Annotated in this window: 24 protein-coding genes and 1 riboswitch; of the genes, 7 read left to right on the top strand and 17 right to left on the bottom strand. The window is 39.6% G+C overall.

Features of this window, described 5'->3' with window-relative positions; translation table 11 throughout:
* Nucleotides 1–2 precede the first annotated feature (2 nt).
* Nucleotides 3–1,064, top strand: a complete 1,062-nt coding sequence (gene mtnA, locus NSQ11_RS06775; protein WP_017367119.1) for an S-methyl-5-thioribose-1-phosphate isomerase — start codon at nucleotides 3–5, stop codon at nucleotides 1,062–1,064.
* 24 nt (nucleotides 1,065–1,088) lie between these two features.
* On the opposite strand, the gene NSQ11_RS06770 is transcribed toward mtnA, so the two are convergent.
* The 3 genes from NSQ11_RS06770 to NSQ11_RS06760 form a co-directional block, all read right to left on the bottom strand.
* The gene (locus NSQ11_RS06770) at nucleotides 1,089–1,223 is read right to left on the bottom strand and encodes a hypothetical protein (protein ID WP_017359454.1); all 135 of its coding nucleotides are present in this window, start codon (nucleotides 1,221–1,223) and stop codon (nucleotides 1,089–1,091) included.
* An 89-nt stretch (nucleotides 1,224–1,312) separates the two neighbouring features.
* Nucleotides 1,313–1,804 (bottom strand): methylated-DNA--[protein]-cysteine S-methyltransferase, encoded by a 492-nt coding sequence (locus tag NSQ11_RS06765; RefSeq protein WP_017359455.1) that lies wholly within the window; start codon nucleotides 1,802–1,804, stop codon nucleotides 1,313–1,315.
* A 1-nt stretch (nucleotide 1,805) separates the two neighbouring features.
* A complete protein-coding gene (locus tag NSQ11_RS06760) occupies nucleotides 1,806–4,001 on the bottom strand; it encodes a PAS domain-containing sensor histidine kinase (protein WP_024719640.1) in 2,196 nt (731 codons plus the stop codon).
* Between the two features lie 293 nt (nucleotides 4,002–4,294).
* Between NSQ11_RS06760 and NSQ11_RS06755 the strand changes: the two genes are divergently transcribed.
* On the top strand, nucleotides 4,295–5,314 hold the full coding sequence (locus NSQ11_RS06755) for an acyltransferase family protein (protein WP_007498757.1): 1,020 nt from the start codon (nucleotides 4,295–4,297) through the stop codon (nucleotides 5,312–5,314).
* A gap of 33 nt (nucleotides 5,315–5,347) precedes the next feature.
* Here the strand turns inward: NSQ11_RS06755 and NSQ11_RS06750 are convergent, their stop codons facing one another.
* From NSQ11_RS06750 to htpX, 5 genes are all read right to left on the bottom strand, one after another.
* Nucleotides 5,348–5,530: a hypothetical protein gene (locus NSQ11_RS06750; protein ID WP_008346122.1), complete on the bottom strand. Its 183-nt coding sequence runs from the start codon at nucleotides 5,528–5,530 to the stop codon at nucleotides 5,348–5,350.
* Nucleotides 5,523–5,687, bottom strand: coding sequence for a hypothetical protein (locus NSQ11_RS06745; RefSeq protein WP_008346124.1), 165 nt, complete (start codon nucleotides 5,685–5,687; stop codon nucleotides 5,523–5,525). The genes NSQ11_RS06750 and NSQ11_RS06745 overlap by 8 nt, the downstream gene beginning before the upstream one ends.
* On the bottom strand, nucleotides 5,684–6,211 hold the full coding sequence (locus tag NSQ11_RS06740) for a YetF domain-containing protein (protein WP_017359458.1): 528 nt from the start codon (nucleotides 6,209–6,211) through the stop codon (nucleotides 5,684–5,686). The genes NSQ11_RS06745 and NSQ11_RS06740 overlap by 4 nt, the downstream gene beginning before the upstream one ends.
* 297 nt (nucleotides 6,212–6,508) lie before the next feature.
* Nucleotides 6,509–7,855: a TrkH family potassium uptake protein gene (locus NSQ11_RS06735; RefSeq protein ID WP_007498761.1), complete on the bottom strand. Its 1,347-nt coding sequence runs from the start codon at nucleotides 7,853–7,855 to the stop codon at nucleotides 6,509–6,511.
* Nucleotides 7,856–7,998: 143 nt separating this feature from the next.
* Nucleotides 7,999–8,898, bottom strand: a complete 900-nt coding sequence (htpX, locus tag NSQ11_RS06730) for a protease HtpX (RefSeq protein ID WP_019743079.1) — start codon at nucleotides 8,896–8,898, stop codon at nucleotides 7,999–8,001.
* Between the two features lie 278 nt (nucleotides 8,899–9,176).
* On the opposite strand from htpX, the gene NSQ11_RS06725 reads away from it, so the two are divergent.
* Nucleotides 9,177–9,893: a DUF1836 domain-containing protein gene (locus tag NSQ11_RS06725; protein ID WP_017367113.1), complete on the top strand. Its 717-nt coding sequence runs from the start codon at nucleotides 9,177–9,179 to the stop codon at nucleotides 9,891–9,893.
* 124 nt (nucleotides 9,894–10,017) lie between these two features.
* Nucleotides 10,018–10,212: an alpha/beta-type small acid-soluble spore protein gene (locus tag NSQ11_RS06720; protein ID WP_017367112.1), complete on the top strand. Its 195-nt coding sequence runs from the start codon at nucleotides 10,018–10,020 to the stop codon at nucleotides 10,210–10,212.
* A gap of 39 nt (nucleotides 10,213–10,251) precedes the next feature.
* On the opposite strand, the gene NSQ11_RS06715 is transcribed toward NSQ11_RS06720, so the two are convergent.
* From NSQ11_RS06715 to NSQ11_RS06700, 4 genes are all read right to left on the bottom strand, one after another.
* On the bottom strand, nucleotides 10,252–11,445 hold the full coding sequence (locus NSQ11_RS06715) for an anti-sigma factor domain-containing protein (RefSeq protein WP_019743081.1): 1,194 nt from the start codon (nucleotides 11,443–11,445) through the stop codon (nucleotides 10,252–10,254).
* On the bottom strand, nucleotides 11,442–12,197 hold the full coding sequence (sigI, locus tag NSQ11_RS06710) for an RNA polymerase sigma factor SigI (RefSeq protein WP_008346139.1): 756 nt from the start codon (nucleotides 12,195–12,197) through the stop codon (nucleotides 11,442–11,444). Before sigI ends, NSQ11_RS06715 begins: the two co-directional genes overlap by 4 nt.
* Nucleotides 12,198–12,412: 215 nt before the next feature.
* The gene (locus NSQ11_RS06705) at nucleotides 12,413–13,204 is read right to left on the bottom strand and encodes a TerC family protein (RefSeq protein WP_025207235.1); all 792 of its coding nucleotides are present in this window, start codon (nucleotides 13,202–13,204) and stop codon (nucleotides 12,413–12,415) included.
* 96 nt (nucleotides 13,205–13,300) lie between these two features.
* Nucleotides 13,301–13,407, bottom strand: a riboswitch (yybP-ykoY riboswitch).
* A gap of 78 nt (nucleotides 13,408–13,485) precedes the next feature.
* Nucleotides 13,486–14,100: a DedA family protein gene (locus NSQ11_RS06700; RefSeq protein WP_007498772.1), complete on the bottom strand. Its 615-nt coding sequence runs from the start codon at nucleotides 14,098–14,100 to the stop codon at nucleotides 13,486–13,488.
* A 248-nt stretch (nucleotides 14,101–14,348) separates the two neighbouring features.
* Between NSQ11_RS06700 and NSQ11_RS06695 the strand changes: the two genes are divergently transcribed.
* Nucleotides 14,349–16,772 carry an EAL domain-containing protein gene (locus NSQ11_RS06695; protein ID WP_342501322.1) on the top strand — a complete coding sequence of 808 codons (2,424 nt, stop codon included), beginning with the start codon at nucleotides 14,349–14,351 and terminating at the stop codon, nucleotides 16,770–16,772.
* 234 nt (nucleotides 16,773–17,006) lie between these two features.
* Here the strand turns inward: NSQ11_RS06695 and NSQ11_RS06690 are convergent, their stop codons facing one another.
* The 3 genes from NSQ11_RS06690 to NSQ11_RS06680 all read right to left on the bottom strand — a co-directional run bounded on the left by NSQ11_RS06690 (nucleotide 17,007) and on the right by NSQ11_RS06680 (nucleotide 18,187).
* Entirely contained in the window at nucleotides 17,007–17,471 is a 465-nt protein-coding gene (locus tag NSQ11_RS06690) for a MarR family transcriptional regulator (RefSeq protein WP_088004396.1), read from the bottom strand.
* A gap of 357 nt (nucleotides 17,472–17,828) precedes the next feature.
* A complete protein-coding gene (locus NSQ11_RS06685) occupies nucleotides 17,829–17,993 on the bottom strand; it encodes a hypothetical protein (protein WP_008346148.1) in 165 nt (54 codons plus the stop codon).
* Nucleotides 17,994–18,031: 38 nt separating this feature from the next.
* On the bottom strand, nucleotides 18,032–18,187 hold the full coding sequence (locus tag NSQ11_RS06680; protein ID WP_008346151.1) for a hypothetical protein: 156 nt from the start codon (nucleotides 18,185–18,187) through the stop codon (nucleotides 18,032–18,034).
* 191 nt (nucleotides 18,188–18,378) lie between these two features.
* Here NSQ11_RS06680 and NSQ11_RS06675 point away from each other — a divergent pair, with 191 nt between their 5' ends.
* Nucleotides 18,379–18,708: a MerR family transcriptional regulator gene (locus NSQ11_RS06675; RefSeq protein WP_007498778.1), complete on the top strand. Its 330-nt coding sequence runs from the start codon at nucleotides 18,379–18,381 to the stop codon at nucleotides 18,706–18,708.
* Nucleotides 18,709–18,940: 232 nt separating this feature from the next.
* On the opposite strand, the gene NSQ11_RS06670 is transcribed toward NSQ11_RS06675, so the two are convergent.
* Nucleotides 18,941–19,303 (bottom strand): cupin domain-containing protein, encoded by a 363-nt coding sequence (locus NSQ11_RS06670; protein ID WP_017367108.1) that lies wholly within the window; start codon nucleotides 19,301–19,303, stop codon nucleotides 18,941–18,943.
* 205 nt (nucleotides 19,304–19,508) lie between these two features.
* On the opposite strand from NSQ11_RS06670, the gene NSQ11_RS06665 reads away from it, so the two are divergent.
* Nucleotides 19,509–20,372, top strand: coding sequence for a LysR family transcriptional regulator (locus tag NSQ11_RS06665; protein WP_019743439.1), 864 nt, complete (start codon nucleotides 19,509–19,511; stop codon nucleotides 20,370–20,372).
* Nucleotides 20,373–20,516: 144 nt separating this feature from the next.
* On the opposite strand, the gene NSQ11_RS06660 is transcribed toward NSQ11_RS06665, so the two are convergent.
* Nucleotides 20,517–20,915, bottom strand: coding sequence for a hypothetical protein (locus tag NSQ11_RS06660; RefSeq protein ID WP_017367106.1), 399 nt, complete (start codon nucleotides 20,913–20,915; stop codon nucleotides 20,517–20,519).
* Nucleotides 20,916–20,999: the final 84 nt, after the last annotated feature.

The following is a 20,999-nucleotide window of genomic DNA, read 5'->3' as shown; positions in this document are numbered from 1 at the left end:
TTTTGTCTAAAGAATTTGAAGTTCCCCGTTCCGTCGAATGGGAAGAAAACCGTATCAACATTTTGAATCAGCAAAAATTACCTGCTGAAACCGTGTTTGAGCATTTATATACAAAAGAAGATGTGTATGATGCCATTGTGACGCTAAAAGTGCGCGGAGCACCTGCTATTGGCATTACAGCGGCTTTTGGGCTCGCACTCAGTGCACAAGAGATTGATACAGAAGACATTGATCTCTTTAAGCGAGAAGTCGCTCGCCTGAAAGAATATTTAAACAGTGCTCGTCCAACCGCTGTGAATCTTGCCTGGGCATTAGACCGGCTTTATCAGCGCATTGAGCGTGCTGCTTCGGTGAATGCAGCCAAAACTGATCTTGTCCATGAAGCCATTCAAATTCAAATCGAAGATGAAGAAACATGTCGGCAAATCGGTCAAAATGCTCTTCAGCTCTTTAAATCTGGTGATCGAATTATGACCATTTGTAACGCAGGCTCGATTGCCACAAGCCGGTACGGAACAGCGCTTGCACCCTTTTATTTAGCGAAAAAGAAAAACCTCGATCTTCACATTTACGCATGTGAAACACGTCCTGTCCTTCAAGGCGCTCGTCTGACGACATGGGAATTGATGCAGGGCGGTGTAGATGTGACGCTTATCACGGATAATATGGCAGCCCATACGATGAAAGAAAAACAAATTTCTGCCGTTATTGTTGGTGCAGATCGAATCGCTAGAAACGGTGATACAGCAAATAAAATTGGAACGTTAAGTCTGGCTATTTTGGCTAAACACTTTCAAATTCCATTTTTTGTGGCAGCGCCTCTTTCGACCTTTGATGTGTCAACTCAGGATGGGTCAGATATTCCGATTGAAGAACGCGACCCGCAGGAAGTAAAGGAATTAAACGGCATCCAAATAGCGCCTCCTGACGTGCAGGTATTTAACCCTGCCTTTGATGTCACTCCTCACCATCTCATTTCCGGGATCATTACAGAAAAAGGCATTATCACTTCCAACTATACAGAAGAGATTGATGCACTATTTACTGAAAGCGTGTCACTTTAATCAAACAAAAGCGCGGGGTTCTTATCATTTAAGAGCACCGCGCTTTTTTGTTTCGTTCGTTTTTGCTAATATTTCTTTTTTCTGTTCTTCTGTCAACACGTTCATTTTGACACATAGTGATGTGACGGCGTACATTTTATCTTTTTTGCCCCATAACATGTTAGCAGCCTCCTTTTTCCCTAGACCAACTTTTTTAGCTTAATAAAAGGATATGTCGCTCACTAAACATTTGGAACAGGTCAATTCATTTATTTTTGAACAAATGGGATGCCTTCTAATTCTAACAGGATCGCTTTCATCCCTGTCTTCGTCCCTGCATAGCCAGTCAGAGTCCTGTCTTTTCCAATGACCCGGTGACACGGGATAAAAATTGGCAATGCATTGCGTCTATTAGCTTGTCCAATGGCTCTGACAGCCTTTGGATTACCGATCGCTTCTGCAATATCAGCATAGCTTTTTGATTCACCATACGGAATAGTAGAAAGTGCCTCCCACACTTGCTCTTGAAACGGAGAGCCTGCTTGCTTGAGCGGGAGATCGAACACTTTCCGATCGCCCTTAAAATATTCATCCAGCTGTTTTTTCGCTTCTTTTAATACAGGCGTGTCTTCTTGTTTAAAATGGTCTCTCTGTTCTTTGACCAAAAACGATTCATCATCAAACTTCACTTCAATGATGGCACCATCTTTCTCTAGTATGTATAATGCCCCGATTGGTGCGGTATAGACTGTATAATACACATTAAAGCTCCCCTTCTTGTTTCTGCTGCCGGAGTGGAAGCGTGAGATGGAACACTGTTCCGACCCCTTCTTCACTCTCTACTTCAATGGTTCCTTGATGCTCTTCAATAATTTTATAACTAACCATTAACCCAAGTCCAGTGCCTCTTTCTTTTGTTGTATAAAATGGTTCTCCGAGACGCTTTAGTTTATCCTCTGTCATGCCGCAGCCTTCATCACGAAGAGAAATCACAATGTGCTCCTCCCCCTTCCTTTGAATGCTCACGTATACATTTCCTTTCTGAGGCATTACTTCAATCGCATTTTTTAAAATGTTAATAAAGACTTGCTTCAATTGATTTTGTTCACAGTAGATGAGCGGAATATCATCCAGCACATCTAAATGCATTTGTACATTGCCAAGATTGGCCTGTGCGTGAAGAAGGTCCATCGTGTCTTTGACAATTTGCACGACATTTTTTTCTTCATAGATGATGGCCTGCGGTTTCGCTAAAATCAAAAATTCTGTAATGATGGATTCGATTCTTTTTAGCTCTGATGTGATGACATTAAAATAGAGCGAATACTCCCCTTCAATGTTTCCTTTGAGCAGCTGAATGAAGCCTTTTAAAGCCGTCATTGGATTTCTAATTTCATGAGCAATTCCTGCGGCAAGCTCTCCGACAACATGAAGCGTATCCGATTTTCTTACCCGCTCCTCTAATTCCTTGCGTTCAGTCACATCTCTAAAGATGGCCAAATTCATGTTATGAATAATATTTCGTTTAAAAGAAAACTCCAAAATACGTTGATCTGGATGGTTCAGCACAAATGGAACTTCATTGTCCATCTCGTCTAATGACATCGCCTGAGCTGGCTGCGCCAAATTTTCAATTTGATATGGCGCAAGGATATGAAAAAGGTTCATTTCCGTTAAGTGATCATCTTTGAGGCCAAGCAGTTCACTTGCGGAAGGATTCACATCTATAATCCGGTATTGATTATCGAAAAGAACAATGCCATCCATAGAGCCATTAAATACTTTACGAAATTTGAGCTCACTTTCTCGCAGCTCCTCTTCCATTCGCTTTCTGTCACTGACATTCCGTAAAATGGTTAAGTGCTGTCCTTCTAATACCGCATGCTTAGAGGTGAACTCAAGCTCTTTGAATTGGCCATTCGCCATTCTAAAGAGGAGTTCTTCTCTGATTTCAAGATTCCTGATATACCGTCTTCTTGTCGGCCGGTATCTGCGATCAGATTTGACTAGAAAATCCATGAGTTTCTTGCCAATCAGCTGATGCATCGGTAATTCAAAAATTCGGCAGGCTGATTCATTTGCCCTGACAATTTCTCCATCATCCGCCCAAATGATGATGGCATCCATCGCATTTTCGAATATTTCTCTAAAACGTTCTTCACTTTTTAGCAGCTTTTCTTCCATTAATCTTTTTTCTGTAATATCACGCATGATGGACATGTAAAAACCGCTCATCACATTGGATGTGATGGTCAGTTCGAATAATTTGTGCTGCCCAGATTGAAGGGTAACAGGAAGTTCTCCCTTTGCTTTCCCTGTTTCTTTCAATGAAGTTAAGAGCTGCTGGAGCGCTGGAAGGTTTTCTTCTTCAACAAATTCATTTAAGTAGCGGTCTGTTAAATCTGTTTTTTGAAGTTCAAAGCTCTGGCAAAAAGAGTGATTGGCGTCAATCATACAACCATCCTGATCAAAAATGACCATACCGTCAATCGCTCGATCAAATAAATCTTTAAACAGCTGCTCATTCATCGAACGTTCTCGCTCTAATATTTTCTTTGAAGAAATATCACGCATGACGACAATATATTGTTGATTCACCACGTCGTGCTCCGCCACAAATTCAATATATTTTGTCTCTCCATTTTCAAGTTGAATGGAGATCTCTCTTTTTAACGTTCCTTTTCGAAAAAAAATCTCAAGCGAGCAGTCAATTTTGTTTTTCGGGATGCCGTATAGGAAATCTAGAACGGATTTATTGAGGAGGTCTTCTTTCGGTGTTTGCACAAGCCGGCATGTCGCTTCATTGGCTTGGATAATGTTGAGGTGCTGATCAAATATAAAAATCGCATCTAACGTCTTATTTAACAGCATTTTGTGCTGTATCAATTCATTTCGCAAATATTCGTTCTCTTTTTCTAATTTTCTGATATTTTTCGCACCATCGAGCGTTTCAGTCATTCTCTTACACTCCTTTTCCAGCCTCATTCCTCTACAATATTTCTACAAGATTTTCATTGTTCCTTCATTCGACTCATAAAAAAAGAGAACTTTTTACACGAGGCTTGCTTCATTTGTTTCATTTGGATGACACGATTGTATAACGATTCTCTTTTCTTACGCTTCTTTTACAACCGTTCTACAATTTCACATCAAATAGCGAAATGAGCCAATTTGTATTTTAAAATGGGGCAAATGAGGGAACAGTGCACTTAGAACGTTTATGTTCGAAAAGAAGCAGGAAAGGTGATGTTATGACGTCAACGAGAGACAGTTATTTTGATAATGCAAAATTTCTTCTGATTTTTCTAGTTGTTTTTGGTCATTTGTTACGGTCATTCATACATGATAATGACTGGATACTCTACTTATATAAATTTATTTATACATTCCATATGCCCGCTTTTATATTGGTGTCTGGCTTCTTTGCCAAAGGTTTTAGAAAACCAGGTTTTATGAAAAAAGTCGCAGTTAAGCTGATCATCCCATATTTGATTTTTCAGGTCATCTATTCTGTGTATTATTATTTCTTACAGGATCAAAGCATCTCTAACTTAAATCCGATTGATCCGCAATGGTCTTTATGGTTTTTAATCAGTTTATTCTTTTGGAACTTACTACTCATTCCTTTTTCAAAACTGCCATTCCACTGGGCAATGATCGTCAGTTTATCGATGGCGTTACTTGTCGGTTACGTGGACAGCATTAGCGATACGCTCAGCCTATCTCGTACGTTTGTCTTTTTGCCGATGTTTTTAGCTGGCTTTTATTTAAAAAAGCAGCACTTTGAATTTATCCGAACAAGCAAAGGGAAACTGACTGCACTTCTTGTACTGATGGCCGTGTTCATGTTTTGCTATTTTTATGAATTCGATTATTCCTTTTTATTTGGGTCACAATCGTACGCTTCTCTTGGAGATGAAGGACTCATTGCAGCGATGAAACGAATGGCATGGTATTTACTTGCATTTGCTGCTACCTTTAGTTTCTTTGCATTAGTCCCTACACGCCGGTTTTTCTTTACCAAATGGGGCACAAGAACGTTATATGTCTATTTACTTCATGGCTTTGTGATTAAGCTTTTAAGAACGACTTGGTTTGATGATTGGGCTCTAAATACGGCAAGTGTATTGATTCTATTGCTACTTACGGTCCTCTTAACCTTTACCCTATCTAGTACATTTGTTAAAACTGTTGCACAACCAGTCATCGAGCTCAAAATGACCAGTCTAATGCGAACCATTACTGGCAGACAAAACAGTTATATTAAATAGAAAAAACGATCTCTCTGGATCGTTTTTTTCTATTTATTTTTTGTTTTTCTGTTCAGTGTGACATTCATCGTTTTTTTTAGGCTTCATTAAGGTATCAATCCATTTACTGCTGTTTATATCTCCCAGCTCGCTGCCAAATTCCTCTTCCAAGATATCGGGGTTCATCGGTTTTTTATGGTCTTTCATATCTTTACTTTTCACATGTTTTTTAGTCACGAGATGCTCCCCCCTGTTTCCCTTGATGAGAATTTCGGTTCGCCTGGCGGTCTTCTGATTGCTCGTCAAATTGTGTTTGTCCTTGATCGTGTGCCATGCTTTCTGTAGGCGTCATATTATTCGTGAGTGCTTCATTTTTTGCTGTTTTTCTTTTCATTTGTCATCATTCCTTTTTAACATGTTTAGTTCTTCGCTCAATTGATCAAATAGCTCTTTCATTTGTTTGACTGTCACTGGTTTTTCCTCAGGCTTTAACTCATATCCAATTTGCCCATTCGCTTCTAGCGTTGCTTTTTTGAGACTGCTGATGTCTGTGATGCCCTGCTGCTTTAAGCGCATTTTGAATTGGTCCCTTGTCAGCCGCGTTTTTTTCAGCTTGTGATCAAGCATTTCTCCATCCTCTAAAATCACCACAGACTTCCCTGAAACCAATTTTTCAAAAAAATCAAATTGAATCGACAGCTTTTCCATAATCACAAGCGCCACAATAAAAATGGCGGCCGCATAAATGGTTTCAAGTAAATTATGCTCAATAAAGGGTTGGATAATAATCGATCCAATCGAAATCATGATGACTGTCTGTTGAACCGTTAATTGACTAATGGATTTAGGCCCTGCTATTCTCAGCAGCAAAGTACCAACGAGCAGCATTACAATTGCTTTCCATAACACATCCAGCACGTCTCTTTCACCTCTTACCTATAGATTGCGAACATCCTTTGTGATTTAGCCAGTTATATAATGGAAATAAAAAAACCAGCATTCAGTAGGAATGCTGGTCTGATTGTTGATAAAGAGTTAAAATGATCTTTATTTTAGCTCTTCTTCTTTTCAGCGTGATAGAAAACCTTTGCAGTTTAGGAAAGTCGAGCACCGGAGCGGAGCGAATTTGACATTCGTGAGCACCGGAGCACAGATTTGACAACGAATGCGAGGGTTTGTCTACACGCTGAAACCAGCATTCAGTAGGAATGCTGGTTAGCCGATGATCACACGCTCTTTCGGATAATGATAATTCGCTTCACTTTCCCGGCGGCCAATTAAATACAAGAAGCTTGGAATTCCAATCCGTCCTATAAACATGACGACCATAATAATACACTTACCAAATACGGACAAGTCAGACGTAATTCCGAGCGACAGTCCTGTTGTTCCGAAGGCAGAACAAACTTCAAATAAAGTTTCAAGAAGTGTATGATGGTCTGATAAAGTTAACAGAAACGTAGCACCAAACACTAAAATAAAGGCCATCATCGTCACCATGAGGGATTTATTAATGTCCGCTTGATGAAGCTCTCTTTTAAAGATTTTAATGGACTTATTTCCTCTCGCAAAATGAAACAGAGCAAGTAAATTAAGGGCAAACGTGGTTGTCCGAATTCCGCCCCCTACCGAGCTTGGAGATGCCCCGATAAACATCAGCAAACATAAAAATAACAATGTCGGCTCTGTCAATTGCGTAATATCTAATGTCGAAAGCCCGCCACTTCTGGTGGCTGTTGATTGAAACAAAGAATAAAACAAAATTTCATGCCAGCTCTTCCCTAGAAAAGTAAACCGGGCTTCAAGTGCATAAATCCCAATTGCCCCAACGACAACAAGGAGACCAAACGTAATCGTTGTAATTTTCGTAAACAATGAAAACGATGCATGTTTTCGGTCTTGATTGAATAAATAATCCTTTACTTCGACAAGTACCGGAAAGCCAATAGCGCCAAAAATGATGAGCAGCATCGTGATAAATTGGACGAAATAGTCATCTTTATAAGGAATTAACGAATTCCCTGTAATATCAAAGCCTCCATTGGTTGTTGCACTGATACTAGAGAAAAACCCGTGTAAAAAAGCGCCTTGCACATCGTAATACTTTAGAAAATACATACTTAAAATCAGACCGCCTACAAACTCAATCAGCAAGATTAAATATAAGACCTGCTTCATGAGTTTCACAATTCCTGATAAGTTGCTCTGGTTTTGGTCTGCCATAATTAATTTTCTTTCTTTAATGCCGATCCTTTTTCGCATAACCAGCCAGACGAATGTACCAAGTGTCATAATGCCGATACCCCCGATTTGCAAAACAAATGCAAGGATCCACATCCCGGTCACACTAAATGTTTGTGACGTATCGACAACAGTCAGACCCGTGACACTGACAGCACTCACAGCTGTAAACAGCGCATCAATAAATGTCCATTTGACTCCTTCTTGGTGAGCCACTGGCAGACTGAGTAGAATGAACGACACGGTCACAGCAAGAAAATAGTAAAGGGCAATCAGCTGAAAAGCCGACAGCCGGTCAATTAGTTTTTTCATTGGATTCATGGTTATTCCTTCTTTTATCTTTCTTTTCGAATACTTTATCATTTTAATGAAAAGAGAGAAGATTTTAAAGGTATTTTGTGCTTTATTTACTTTTTCATCAAAAAGAAAAAGACATCCTTACGCAGAATGTCTTTTGATCTTTCTTATTTTGCTTCTAGTCTTCTAATTCTTTCGTTTAAATCAGGGTGTGTTGAGAAAAGAGAAGCTTTTCTTTTACCACTGATTTTCAGTGTAGCAACAGCTGCTTGATCATCATCTTTAATTCTTGATGTATACGCCTCTAGTGAACGAAGCGCATGAATCATTTTATCTTTTCCTGCAAGGTCCGCACCGCCGCGGTCTGCATGGAATTCACGATGTCTAGAGTAAGCAAATACGACAAGGCTTCCTAAGATAGAGAAAATAATTTGGAAGACGATCACAGCGATAAAGTGAACAATCGGCACAAGCTCTTCACGTGAAACGAAACGGCTTGCGATCCATGCCGCAATTCTTGAAAGGAAGACAACAAACGTGTTGACGATTCCTTGAAGTAACGTCATTGTGACCATGTCACCGTTCGCTACGTGAGCGACTTCGTGAGCGATAACCCCTTCAACTGCTGCATCATCCATTTCATGAAGCAATCCAGTTGATACGGCAACAAGCGATCTTCTCTTAGAAGGACCTGTCGCAAAAGCATTTACTTCAGATGATTGGTAAATACCGACCTCAGGCATTTTAGAAAGGCCTGCTGCTCTTGATAGTCTGTGAACGCGGTCAACAAGCTGCTGCTCATCATATGTTAAAGAATCCTTTTCTGGATTTAACACACGCACACCCATCATCATTTTTGCCATCCAGCGAGACATCGCTAGTGACATAAACGAGCCTACAAAACCAACAACTGCACTGAATACAAGAAGATAAAGGATATTAAGTCTTCCGTCTGCTCCTATATAAGAACCAACACCAGTTGCTGCACTAATAACCGATAGGACAATACCAATCGTAGTGATAACAAGAATGTTCGTTAATATAAACAGAAATATTCTTTTACCCATACATAACCTCCGCTGTCATATTAAGTTCATTTGAACTTATTAATAAAATTATAAAAATAAACGTCTCAAATTGCAAGGAAAAAGGAATCGTTTTCTATGTTTATCATACTGGCTCAAACCTCGTCATTTCAATGATTACGCTACTTGCATCCGCTAAAAAGTGAACAAATTGTGACGCAGCGGTCCTATTTTAGTTTATTTTGCATTTTCATTAAAAAGAGATTATGATGTTGAATTAGATCAATAATCACGTTTTTGACGTACAAATGAGGTGGAACATGGTGACTTTTAAATTAACGAGAATTGACATGACGAGACTTCTGTATTCTCTAAAAGGCGAGGGAGATCTGACTCCGCTTCAGCTTTTGAATTTATCTGTAAAAAGCGATAAGGAACATGAATATGATGAATTAAAAATCCCTTCGTTTTTTGAAAAACTCGAACGGCGGAAGCAAAAATCAGAGCACGGGCTTTCAACGAACGAAATCGTTGAGCTTGGCAACTTGTGTGAGCTGACTTCTCTTAAATCGACAGCCATTCAAAACTGGATCAAGCGCGATATTAAAGATATGATCGGCCATCCAGAGCTTGGCAAGAAGTACTCCATTGATCAGGTCGTTATTTTATTAATTGTCCGGGATTTAAAATCAGTATTTGATTTTGATTCTATTCGTATGATCTTATCTGCCTTATTTAATACGATCACAGATCGAACGGATGATATTATCAGCCCCATCCGTTTTTATGAAGCATATGCGCACGTCCTTGATTTTATTTATCACCATACACATTTTCCATTAAAGGAAACGAATTTACGAGAAATGACAGAAGAGCAGACGGACAAGCTCCACGAAGAGTTTACAGAATTGACGAAGCCGCAATGGCAATTGATTAAAGGCATTATCAGTTCCACAGTTTTCTCCGTTTTCACTTCTCACTTGCAAAGCACAGCGCAAGAAATGATGTTTAATACGCTTCAGCTGAAAAAGGCTTAAAACTGAGCCCGAGGTGACCTTCATCACCTCGGCTTTTTTGTGCAGCAATTGCCAGCATAATTGCAGGCTGTTTTTTTCAAAATAAGAAGGCGCAACAAACATGAGGTGAAAGGAGGAATCTGTGATGGCAAATCGAAATCAACTTCTTGTTCCTGGAGTAGAACAAGCATTAGATCAATTTAAATACGAGATCGCTCAAGAATTTGGCGTGACTCTCGGTTCAGATACAGTCGCACGTTCAAACGGTTCTGTTGGCGGCGAGATGACAAAAAGACTCGTACAGCAGGCGCAATCTCAAATGGGCCATTCAACTAAATAAAGACATGGTGAAATACGCCGGATCTATTCTGGCGTTTTTTTACTGTTCATATGTAGGCTCATCCCGGTTTTCACGGTATGAAGGCGGTGTATTTTTCCCTTTTTGTTTGACGTCATTTCTGTTACGTTCGACGTACGGACGATTCTGACCACTGTCGTTTTTTTTTACATGCTTTTCAGCATCACCACGTGATGTGCCATTTGGATGTCTTTTTTCATCAGGATCAGTCGAGTGATTTTTTTTTTGCTCTTTGTCTTTTTCAAAAGGGCGGTCCTTTTCTTCTTTTCCCTTTTTCTCTTTATTTTCATGATTAGGGCTTGTTTGGTGAGGCTTTTGAACAGCTCCTTGCTCTTCCCTCTCAACTTCCTTCTGCTCTTTGTCCTCGCCTTCTGGAGCCTCTTTATCCGGCTGCATCTCATCGCTAACGTCTGTCTTTATATCTTCTTTTTTGTCTTCGTCTTTTTGATCTTCATCAGCATTTTTCGGCTCTTCTTCTTTGACAGCCTCGTCATCTGCTGGATCTTCATCTTCTTTTTTAACGTCCTCTTGTTCGTTGTCTTGCATTTCTTGATTTCTAATATAAGTTCCTGTTGAAATGCCTGCTTTTTGTGCCTTTTCTCTTGTTTCCAGGTCACCTTCCACAGTTTCCAGCTTATAATTGCGCTTTTGATATTCCCCCGAGATGGTGCTGATTTTACTTTTTACGTTTGTTTTGTATGTATGATCCTGCTTGTTTTCATAAACAGTTGAAATATAAATGCTTTTAGAGTGGTTCACGTATCCTTTTTTATCACAATCATCGATGATTTCCTGCACGACTTTGGTCATGTCGTTTTTTTCTAAATCTTTCATACTGGCCAGTACTTGCTTCGCATCTTTATTCAGCGGAGTGACACCGATCACTTGATAATTGTGATCGAGTTTCAGCTCAAAACTTGGGTTAATGTCAATCGTCATATATGCATATGCTTTTTGACTTGAGAAAGATGGCATCATAGTGAAGATCACGACAATAATTGCTGCAATTGATAGAATTCCTGCATTTAACGGACGTAAACGAAGCAGGTCAAAAAAACCGGCTCTTTTTCTTTCGAGACGTGATTCATTCGGAAACGTCACTTCTTGACCGATTTCATAGTCTTGCTGTTCATACTTTGTCCGCAGAAATTGTCCATCAGGGGTCAGCAGTGTGACATATTTTTTGTTTTTCTCTACTATAATGCCTCTTCTCATGAATTAAGCACCCCTTTAAGGTAATCTTTCAAATACACATAATCACCTGTCATAATGATCGCCATCGCAATAATATATTTTCTATTTCTCTCAATCGTTTTGCGGCTGACTTCCACTAGCTTTTCCAGCTGTTTGACTGGCAATTGTTTTTTCTGAAATAAAATGGTTCTCAGTTCATCGTGCTTAACGAGTGTATGGGCCACTTTAATGGCATTTTGTCTCGCATCCGCATGCTTTGGTGAATGCTCAAGCAGTTCTTGAAACGTAAGACCATATACTTTCAATCGTTCTTTAAAATGTTCAATCTCTTCTCTTCTATGTTCTTGTTCAATTAAACGCCTATATTCATTTGCAGAAAGCTCTGCTTCAATCATGCTTTGCGAGTACTCGCCATTCTCACTTTCTTGAAGGTCCATTTGAACCGTTGGCGCGTTTCTTGCTTCTTTTCGAATATAGTCGATTACTTTTCTTTTAATAATTAACTCCGCAAATGCAAGGAGTGAGTTGCCTTTTTCGGCAGAGTATTTTTCTATCGCTTCATTAAAGGCAATTAAGCCTACGCTGAATTCATCATCTTTTTCATCTATATATCGTTTACAAACGGATGAAACCGTCTTAGCGACAAATGGTTTGTATTGCTCGATTAATGCATTTTGCAGCTCGGTATCACCCTGTTGGATGTTGATTGCCGACTGCTCTAATGTTTGCTTTTTCTTTCCCTTTTTAAACAAAAGGCTAAGCAATGGTTTCACCTCAGTTCTCCCTATATTACTCATTTATGATAGCTAATTTATGAGGGAAGCGCAAAGGAAGAAATGAGGAATTCATTTCCTGTTACTCAATTGTGACATGTATTTCTTTGTCTACTTTACAACGTTTCGTTTAAAAGCAAAGAAATAAGGGGGTATCCCCCCCTTTTTTGTAATATACGTGTTATGAAAATGAAATGATATTTCTTTCAAAAAACCTACTCTTCCAGCCGCATCTCTTGTTTTTCCTCGTTTTGCTGGCCGCCTTTTCTTGATGGACTTGATAAAAACCAACCAAATGCTGCAATTGCGAGAAGAACCGTCCAGAAAATGACTTTCCATAATGTTGAATGAATGAAATGAGAGGACACGATCCCAATGGCTGGATGAGAAAGTGTATAGAGCGCCAGCTTCACGCCAACCCATCCGACAATGACAAATGCTGCTGTTTCTAGGCTTGGTCTCGTTTTAAGCAGTTTCACAAATACAGTCGCCGCAAACCTCATGATCACTAGACCAATGATACCGCCCAATAGAATGACAATAAATTGACCGCCATCAAGCCCGCCAATTTGTGGAAGGTTTGTTGCTGGCAGAGTCACAGCTAATGCAACAGCTGCTAAAATAGAATCTACTGCAAATGCAATGTCAGCAAGCTCAACTTTCACGACGGTTGCCCAAAAGCCGCTTTGTTTCATGTTTGTGTCTGCTTCCTTTTTCTTAAATACGTGCGATTTTAAAATATGGTGAATCGAAATATATAGAAGATAAATTGCGCCAATGGCTTGAACTTGCCACACATCTACTAAAAACGAAATAAGAAAAAGAGAACCAAATCGCATGACAAATGCTCCCGCAAGTCCGTAAAACAATGCCTTTTTTCTTTGTTTTTCAGGAAGGTGTTTGACCATCACAGCCATAACCAGCGCATTATCAGCTGCTAAAATCCCTTCTAATCCAATCAATACGAGAAGAACCCACCCGTACTCTAAAATAATTGCTGCATCCATCATCATTCCTCCTTATTTTTTATCTATTGTCCCACAACAGACAAAGGCTTATGAATGCAAAAAAGACCTTTGCCTGAAATGGCAAAGGTCTTGCTAGACATGTGATATGTAAATCATGCCAACAAAGCCGATGGAATGAGGTTCCATGTAATGACGACTTTGTTTCCGGTAAAAACCGGACGCTACTCCCCTTTGGTGGGATTAAGAATATTTAGATTACTTATATCATAATCAACAGACCCCGGATTGTCAACAGGTGACTTTTTATCTCCACCCATTGATTAAGCCGTTGGTGTTTCTGTTTTTCTTTTTCTTCGTTTCAGCCACACGTAGAGAACAAACAATAAGAGCATACCAATTCCAATCGGCAATACATACGGTTCTAAAATGGTTCCAACTTCTTGCCAGTTCTCTCCAAGGACAAATCCTAAATACACGTACACAAATGTAATCGGCGTAATCGCCAAAAACGTATACAGGCAAAAAACCCACACATTCATCTTCGCAATCCCGCACGGAATGGAAATAAGGGTTCTGACCCCTGGAATAAACCGGCCGCTAAACGCAACAAATCCACCATGCTTTTCAAAAAAGGCATCCGATTTATCAAGTGACTCAGGTTTCACAAAGAAATACTTCCCATATTTATTTAAAAAGGGTCTGCCTCCGTAACGCCCTAACCAGTACAAGGTCAAGGGGCCTGCCACACCGCCAATAGAACCGGCAGCCACAACACCGATGAAGGCCATGTCCCCTTTTGAAACCCAGTAACCTGCAAGAGGCAACACCACTTCAGCAGGAACAAATTCAATGCATAATGCAAGAAAGATGCCGAAGTACGACAAATTCTTAAAGGCATCAGCTAATGAAATAATAAAATCTTCGATGTTTATCAATCCCTTTCACACATAATCAGTTTGACAGGCTATGCTTGCAAATCGTACCGTGCCACCTATTAAACGAATAAAAAACCAAAAATGATTCACTTTTCTTCGTTTTTTTACATTAAATTTGATTTTACTATAAAAAATGTTCAAAAAAAATGCTGAATGCCCTTTTTAAGTAAAGGAAAAGTGAACACAGGCGCCACTTGATCCGATATATTAAGTATATGTCTGTTTTTAGATACAGGAGGTTTTCTTACATGACACATTTAACAGGAAGCTACAACGGATGGCTTGTCTTTCTGTCAGTCGCTGTCGCCGCTGTCGCCTCCTACTCAGCTCTTCAATTAGCCAGCCGGGTGATCCAGTCGAGCGGCGCAAAGAAAAGAGTATGGTTGATCATTGGTGCGATGATCATGGGGATGGGAATATGGTCAATGCATTTTATTGGCATGATGGCGTTTCATCTACGCTCTGGTATCACATATGAAACACCCTTACTCATTTTATCGATTTTGACCTCTTTTATCGGTTCTTTCATTGCTTTTTCAATATGTATTCAGCAGCAACTTTCCACAAGACGACTTTTGATTAGTTCGATCACGATGGGCTCAGCTATTTGCAGCATGCACTACCTCGGATTGGAATCAATGGCCAATGTCACCATCAGCTATGACCCTGTTCTCTTTTTTCTTTCGTTTTTTATTGGTGCGCTCGCTTCATTCTTTTCATTACACCTTTTTTTCCGGCTCCATCGCTCTGAGAAAAGGCGGGAGGATCAGCTGTTAAAAATAGCGGGTGCACTGATGATGGGCGGTGCTATTGCGGGCATGCATTACACTGGCATGGCGTCTTCGACGATGTTTTTTCATTCAGATGGTCAGGTCGCTGCGGGTGGTTCTCTTGAAATGTCACCATTCAGCCTGTCCATTTTCATCGGCCTGATGACACTTATCGTCCAATCACTCATGATTTTCGGCGCCTATATTGATCACCGGATTATGTCCCAATCAGATCAGCTAAAAGAAAATGAACAGCGGTTCCAATCACTGATCAAACATAATATAGATGGGATTATCGTGTTATCTGTTGATCGAAAAGTGATATCTGCGAATGACCCAGGCAAACACATTTTGAAAATGTGCAATTCCTGGATTGGTGATGATGTGAGTCAATACGTCATGCCGACTGAGATGTGGGAAGACTTTATTTATCAATCTAAAAAAGCAATTACGCGTGAAGCAGAACTGAAAGCAGCAGATCGTTTTTATTATTATCATGTTACATACATACCCGTACACGTCAACCATACACTTGACAGCATTTATCTCGTTTTAAAGGATTTAACCCAGCAGAAGATTGCTGAAAAAGAAATTCATGTGATGGCACATTATGATGCACTAACTGAACTTCCGAACCGTCGTCACGGAATTAATCATTTAAATGATGTTTTATCCGCTCAAGAAGAGACAAAAACGTCAACGGCAGTTCTTTTTCTTGATTTAAATCGGTTTAAAATTATTAATGATGCCCTTGGTCATAACATAGGCGATCTGCTGTTGAAAGCCGCCGCAAACAGACTAACCAAATGTTTGCCTGACAATGGCTTTATTGCAAGAATTGGCGGGGATGAATTTTTAATGATCTTTCCTCACATGGAGCATAACACACATAAAATTGAACAGCTTTTGAAAAACATCATTCGCCAATTTGAACGTCCTTTTTTCATTCAAAACCATCAGCTCATTACATCCATTAGTATTGGAATCGCCATCTCTCCGCAAAACGGAAAGAATGGTATGGAATTGATGAGAAAAGCAGATATGGCCATGTATTTATCAAAGAAACATAAACAAAGCCGCTATGAATTTTTTACTGAATCTATGGAGAGATTGAGTGAGGACAGACTCAATCGCGAGCTGGAGCTACGAGATGCCATTCAAAGAAAGCAGTTTGTGCTTCATTATCAGCCGCAAATCAGCGCCAAAACAAGACAGATGACAGGTGTTGAAGCCCTTTTAAGAATGAAAGCACCAGACGGTTCTCTAAAATCACCCGAGGCTTTCATTGAACTTGCTGAAGAATCCGGCCTGATCATCGATATTGGAAGGTGGGTCATTGACACGGCATGTCAGCAGGCAAAATTGTGGTATGACAAGCAATTGAAAATTCCTGTAGCGGTCAATTTATCTGCTAAGCAGTTTAACTCTGAAGACTTAATTGATTTGATTAAACTAACGCTAAAAAAATACGACCTTCAACCATCACTTCTTGAGCTTGAAGTGACAGAAAGCATGACAATGGACAACATCAAGCAGTCAAAACAGGTACTGACATCTCTAAAACAACTTGGCGTCCGTATTAGTATTGATGATTTTGGTACAGGCCACAGCTCTTTAAGCTATTTGAAGGATTTGCCGATTCACCGCCTGAAAATTGATAAATCATTTATCGAGGATATTTTGAGCGATTCAAAGTCTGAGCAAATCACAGGGGCTATTATTGCAATGGGGCACCAGCTATCTCTAGAAGTCATTGCTGAAGGTGTTGAAACTTTTGCACAAGCGCAACTTTTATCTGCGCAGGGCTGTGACGATCTACAAGGCTTTTATTATGCCAAGCCACTTCCAGCTAGTGATATTGAAAAATTTATCGCCTATCCTGCTCATCAGCAGGATACATAAAAAAGGTGCCAACCATGGCACCTTTCAGCGTGTAGACAAACCCTCGCATTCTTTGTCAGTCCTGCGTGCTGGTGCTCACGAATGTCAAATTCGCTCCGCGCCAGTACTCGTCCTTCCTAGACTGCAAAGGTTTTCTATCACGCTGGGCTGAAAAGAAGACAAAGGGCTAAAATCAAGTTCATTTTAGCCCTTTGTCAACAATCTAAAAGGTGCCAACCATGGCACCTTTTCGTTTTATCTAAATAACAAATGCTGACTGTGAATACCTGCTTTTTTCAGCAGACTAATTAATTGCTCCTGTTCTTCACGCGAAAGACCAGAAAACGCCCGCGCAATTCGAAGAGAATGGATTGGATAAATTTTATCCAGATAACTGCGCCCTTTATCCGTTAAATGGGCATAAACTGACCGCTTATCCTTTGGGTCCTGTTCTCTTTCAATGAAACCATTTCGTTCTAACTTGTCAATTACGTACGTCACATTCCCGCTGACAAGCAGGAGTCTTGAGCCGATTTGCTGAAGTTTTTGAGCACCTCTCGTATACAGTAATTCGAGAACGGCAAATTCAGTTGGATTGAATCCATGCTCCTTGCTGTCTCTAATACTGTGTTCGGAAACGCTTTTAAATGCCCTTGCAAAAACTTTGTAAAGCGTCATTGAACGTTCTACTTCTTCTTCATTAAACGATAGTCTCATCACATATCTACCTCTTATAATATTTTTTTAACTTCAAGGCTTTCTTGCGGTGCAGTTGGAGCCTTTCGTAAAAAATAGAAGTACGTTTTTGAAAACCCTTTCAACCACATAAGTGACTCCATTCGTGTTATGTATAAGATTTCGATATAAACTTTTAAAATCCTTCTTATTTTTCACAATCATCTCGAAAAAAAGCTTTTCCAGCAAACCATCATGTTACGACAAATTTTAACATAATCTGTAAAGGCTCAATATTTTCTTACATTTGATTCGTCAAATTTCTACAAAATTCAATATTGCTATAATATTAAACACACAAAAAAAGAACCCTTCATGTGACAACGCACATGATAAGGGATGTTAAAGATAGCGATCGGTTTTGTTGAAAAAGAAATGATACTCTTTTTTTAAGTCACTAATTGTCATGTTCTTGGTCATATCAGGGCTATACACCCCAAGTGAGCAAAGCTGCTTCGTATAATAATGTCTTTCTTTCGCTAAAGCTTCTTTTAATATACGCCGCACGACATCTCCCCTCCTATCAATGGATATGGATCGGGTGCTTATGAGGACTTTTTATACAAATCATTTTGTACGGCTCTAAGAAGAGCATGTGCATTCTGACCCGCAGCCTGCATGAACTGCTCCAGCAGTTCATCCCTCTTCACATCTAATGCGATGATTTCTTTTGCCATACGGATGATCTGTGTTTTCTCCATCAAGTGCGCCTCCTCCTCATTTTTTCTTTTTCTTATCATATGTTCACGTGATATGATTTGCACTTTATATGTCAATTTTCCTTCCATTGTTTTTTGTTTTTTCATTTTTGTGTTATATTATCTAACAAACGTTAGGTTTTTTTACTGACTGTTCGATATAATATGAAGAAAAGACTTGCAGGGGTGAGGATATGACGCAGGAAGATGTATCTTATAAAGATAAAAAAGTCATTTCAATCGGGATTGTCAGTGAATTAACAGGGCTTTCCGTCAGGCAAATCCGATATTATGAGGAACGGAAACTCATCTACCCCCAGCGCTCAACAAGAGGCACACGAAAATATTCTTTTTCTGATGTAGAACGTTTAATGGATATCGCCAATAAACGGGAAGATGGTGTGCAGACAGCGGAAATTTTAAAAGACATGAAGAAAAAAGAACAGGCATTAAAAAGCGGACAATATAAGAAAAAAATGCTGGAAGGTCAAATTAACGCACACTTCCGGTACAAAAATCGATGAACTAAATAAAAATCGCTTACTCGGCAAAATTGACTTAGCACCTGAATATGGAACGATGAAAGCACGAACTTACCCAAAGACCGATTCTTGCAGAAGAGTCTATTTCAGACAACGAAAGCCAATGAATCATTGAAACAGCAAAACGAGGCAGCAATTGCAGCCTCGTTATTAGCTAAAACAACCATTCAACTATTTATCACCTAAGATGCTTGATCTTTAACGATTTAGTTTTTCAAATTTGTTCAGGAATCGAAACAGTTCGTTCATTGAGCACATTCCCCGTGTTTAGCGTCGTTTTGGGTTCAATTAAGAGCAAGTGAACTTCTTCTTCAGCAATTGGCTGATGTTCAACTCCTTTTGGAATCACAAGAAATTCTCCTTCATTAAGCGTTATTTCCCTATCCCTAAAACGGATGACTAGATTGCCTTTCCACACAAAGAACATTTCATCCTCATCATCATGGTGATGCCAAATGAATTCACCCTTAATTTTCACCATTTTCATGTATGAGTCGTTCAACTCTCCACTTATTCTAGGATTCCAATAATCATTTATTTGCGAAAATTTTTCTTCGATATTTACCTTTGAAATCAATCGATTCCCCTCCTTATTAAATGGAAACGTCTGTTTTAATTGCCACAGCTAAAAAATTCTCATTTTCTCCTCTCGATCAAATAAAAGGGACGCAATGAGCATCAACCTCTTCTATCATTCAGTTTACATACTTCATTGGATCACGTAAAATCAAAAAATAGCATATAGATCATCACAATTTGTGATGCAAAAAAGGAGAGTTAGTTTGGATATTAAATCTTTGGAAGTATTTAAAGCCGTTGCCATTGAACAAAGCATCACAAAAGCTGCTCAAAAATTAAATTATGTGCAGTCCAATGTCACCGCAAGAATCCAACGTCTTGAACAAGAGTTAGGTGTACCTCTTCTCTATCGATATCATAAGAAAATATCTTTAACGCCTGCAGGACGTGAATTGCTTCCCTATGTAAATAAATTACTATACGATTACGAAGAAGCGATAGAAGCAGTAAAGCTTTCCTCTACTCCGCGGGGATCTTTACACATTGGATCTATAGAGTCCACCGCATCTACAAGATTGCCCAGCATTTTCACAGAATATCACAAAAAATTTCCACAAGTAGAATTGAGCTTGTATATGGCACCTACAGTCGATCAAGTTAGCGCTATCCTCAACTACAAAGTAGACGGCGCCTTGGTAGATGGGCCAATTCTTCATCCAGAAATCATCGAGTATCCTGTATTGGAAGAATCCCTCGTTCTCATTACAAGCTACTCCACGGAGCAATTCCAGGTAGAATCTATTTTACATGAGCCGTTGCTCTCGTCATTCGCCCATTGTATTTATTTAGGACGATGGCAAAAGTGGCTAGAGAACAACGGCTATCCTCCTATGAAGGTCATGGAATATGGTACGTTAGAGGGCGTCCTTAAATGTGTTGAAAGCGGGCTGGGAGTGACCGTATTACCAAAATCTATGGTTGAATCTCGGGGACAAGGCAAATTTACCTGTCATCCATTACCAGAACCACATCGAATCGTGCCCACTGTGTTGATCAGGCGACGTGATTCGTACATGACCAGTGCCCTGTCACAATTTATGGAGTTAATGGGCATCACGAATAAGTGATCTGAGACAGATCATTGTTTCATAAATAAGATCATGTGTGATAAAAAAAGAGGATAGATAGAGCGACATTCTTTCAGCTCTTCTATCCTTTTACATCATCTCAACTTATGCCTGACTGATCATAAAGCATATGAACGATTCTTTTTATTTAGATGAAGCGTCAGTTCCTTCAACAACCCCTACAAAGTCAATTCGTACGCCGCCTTTTTCAGGATCTTCTTTCACCCGAAAGGCAAGCGCCTTTTTTTCTCCAGTGTTTGCATCTTTATAATTTGCATGAAAGACGTGGATGCTGGCTTCTTCCATTTGAAAATCTTCATAAGAAAGCGTCTCAATTCCCCATTCCTTTTTCGATTTAAGAATGTCATTTGGGCTTGGGACTGCGCCTTCGACATAGACATTGTCCATTTTTCGTTTATTTCCTTCAGTTATCGCTTCAAGCATATGCTCTGATGCCACCAGTCTTCTGTCTTTCCCCTCGTCTTCTCTTGAACATGCACTTAGCAAAACAATGCACATGAAAATGAATAAAAACTTCTTCATTTTTCTCTCCCACCTTCTCCTTAAAATGTAAAGGATGGAAGCGCTATATGCAATCTTTATTCAAAAAAGACTGTAAAACGTTAC

Source organism: Bacillus sp. FSL W7-1582, assembly GCF_038593325.1.
Taxonomy (GTDB): Bacteria; Bacillota; Bacilli; order Bacillales; family Bacillaceae; genus Bacillus; species Bacillus altitudinis.
This window is presented reverse-complemented; position numbering and strand designations above follow the sequence as displayed.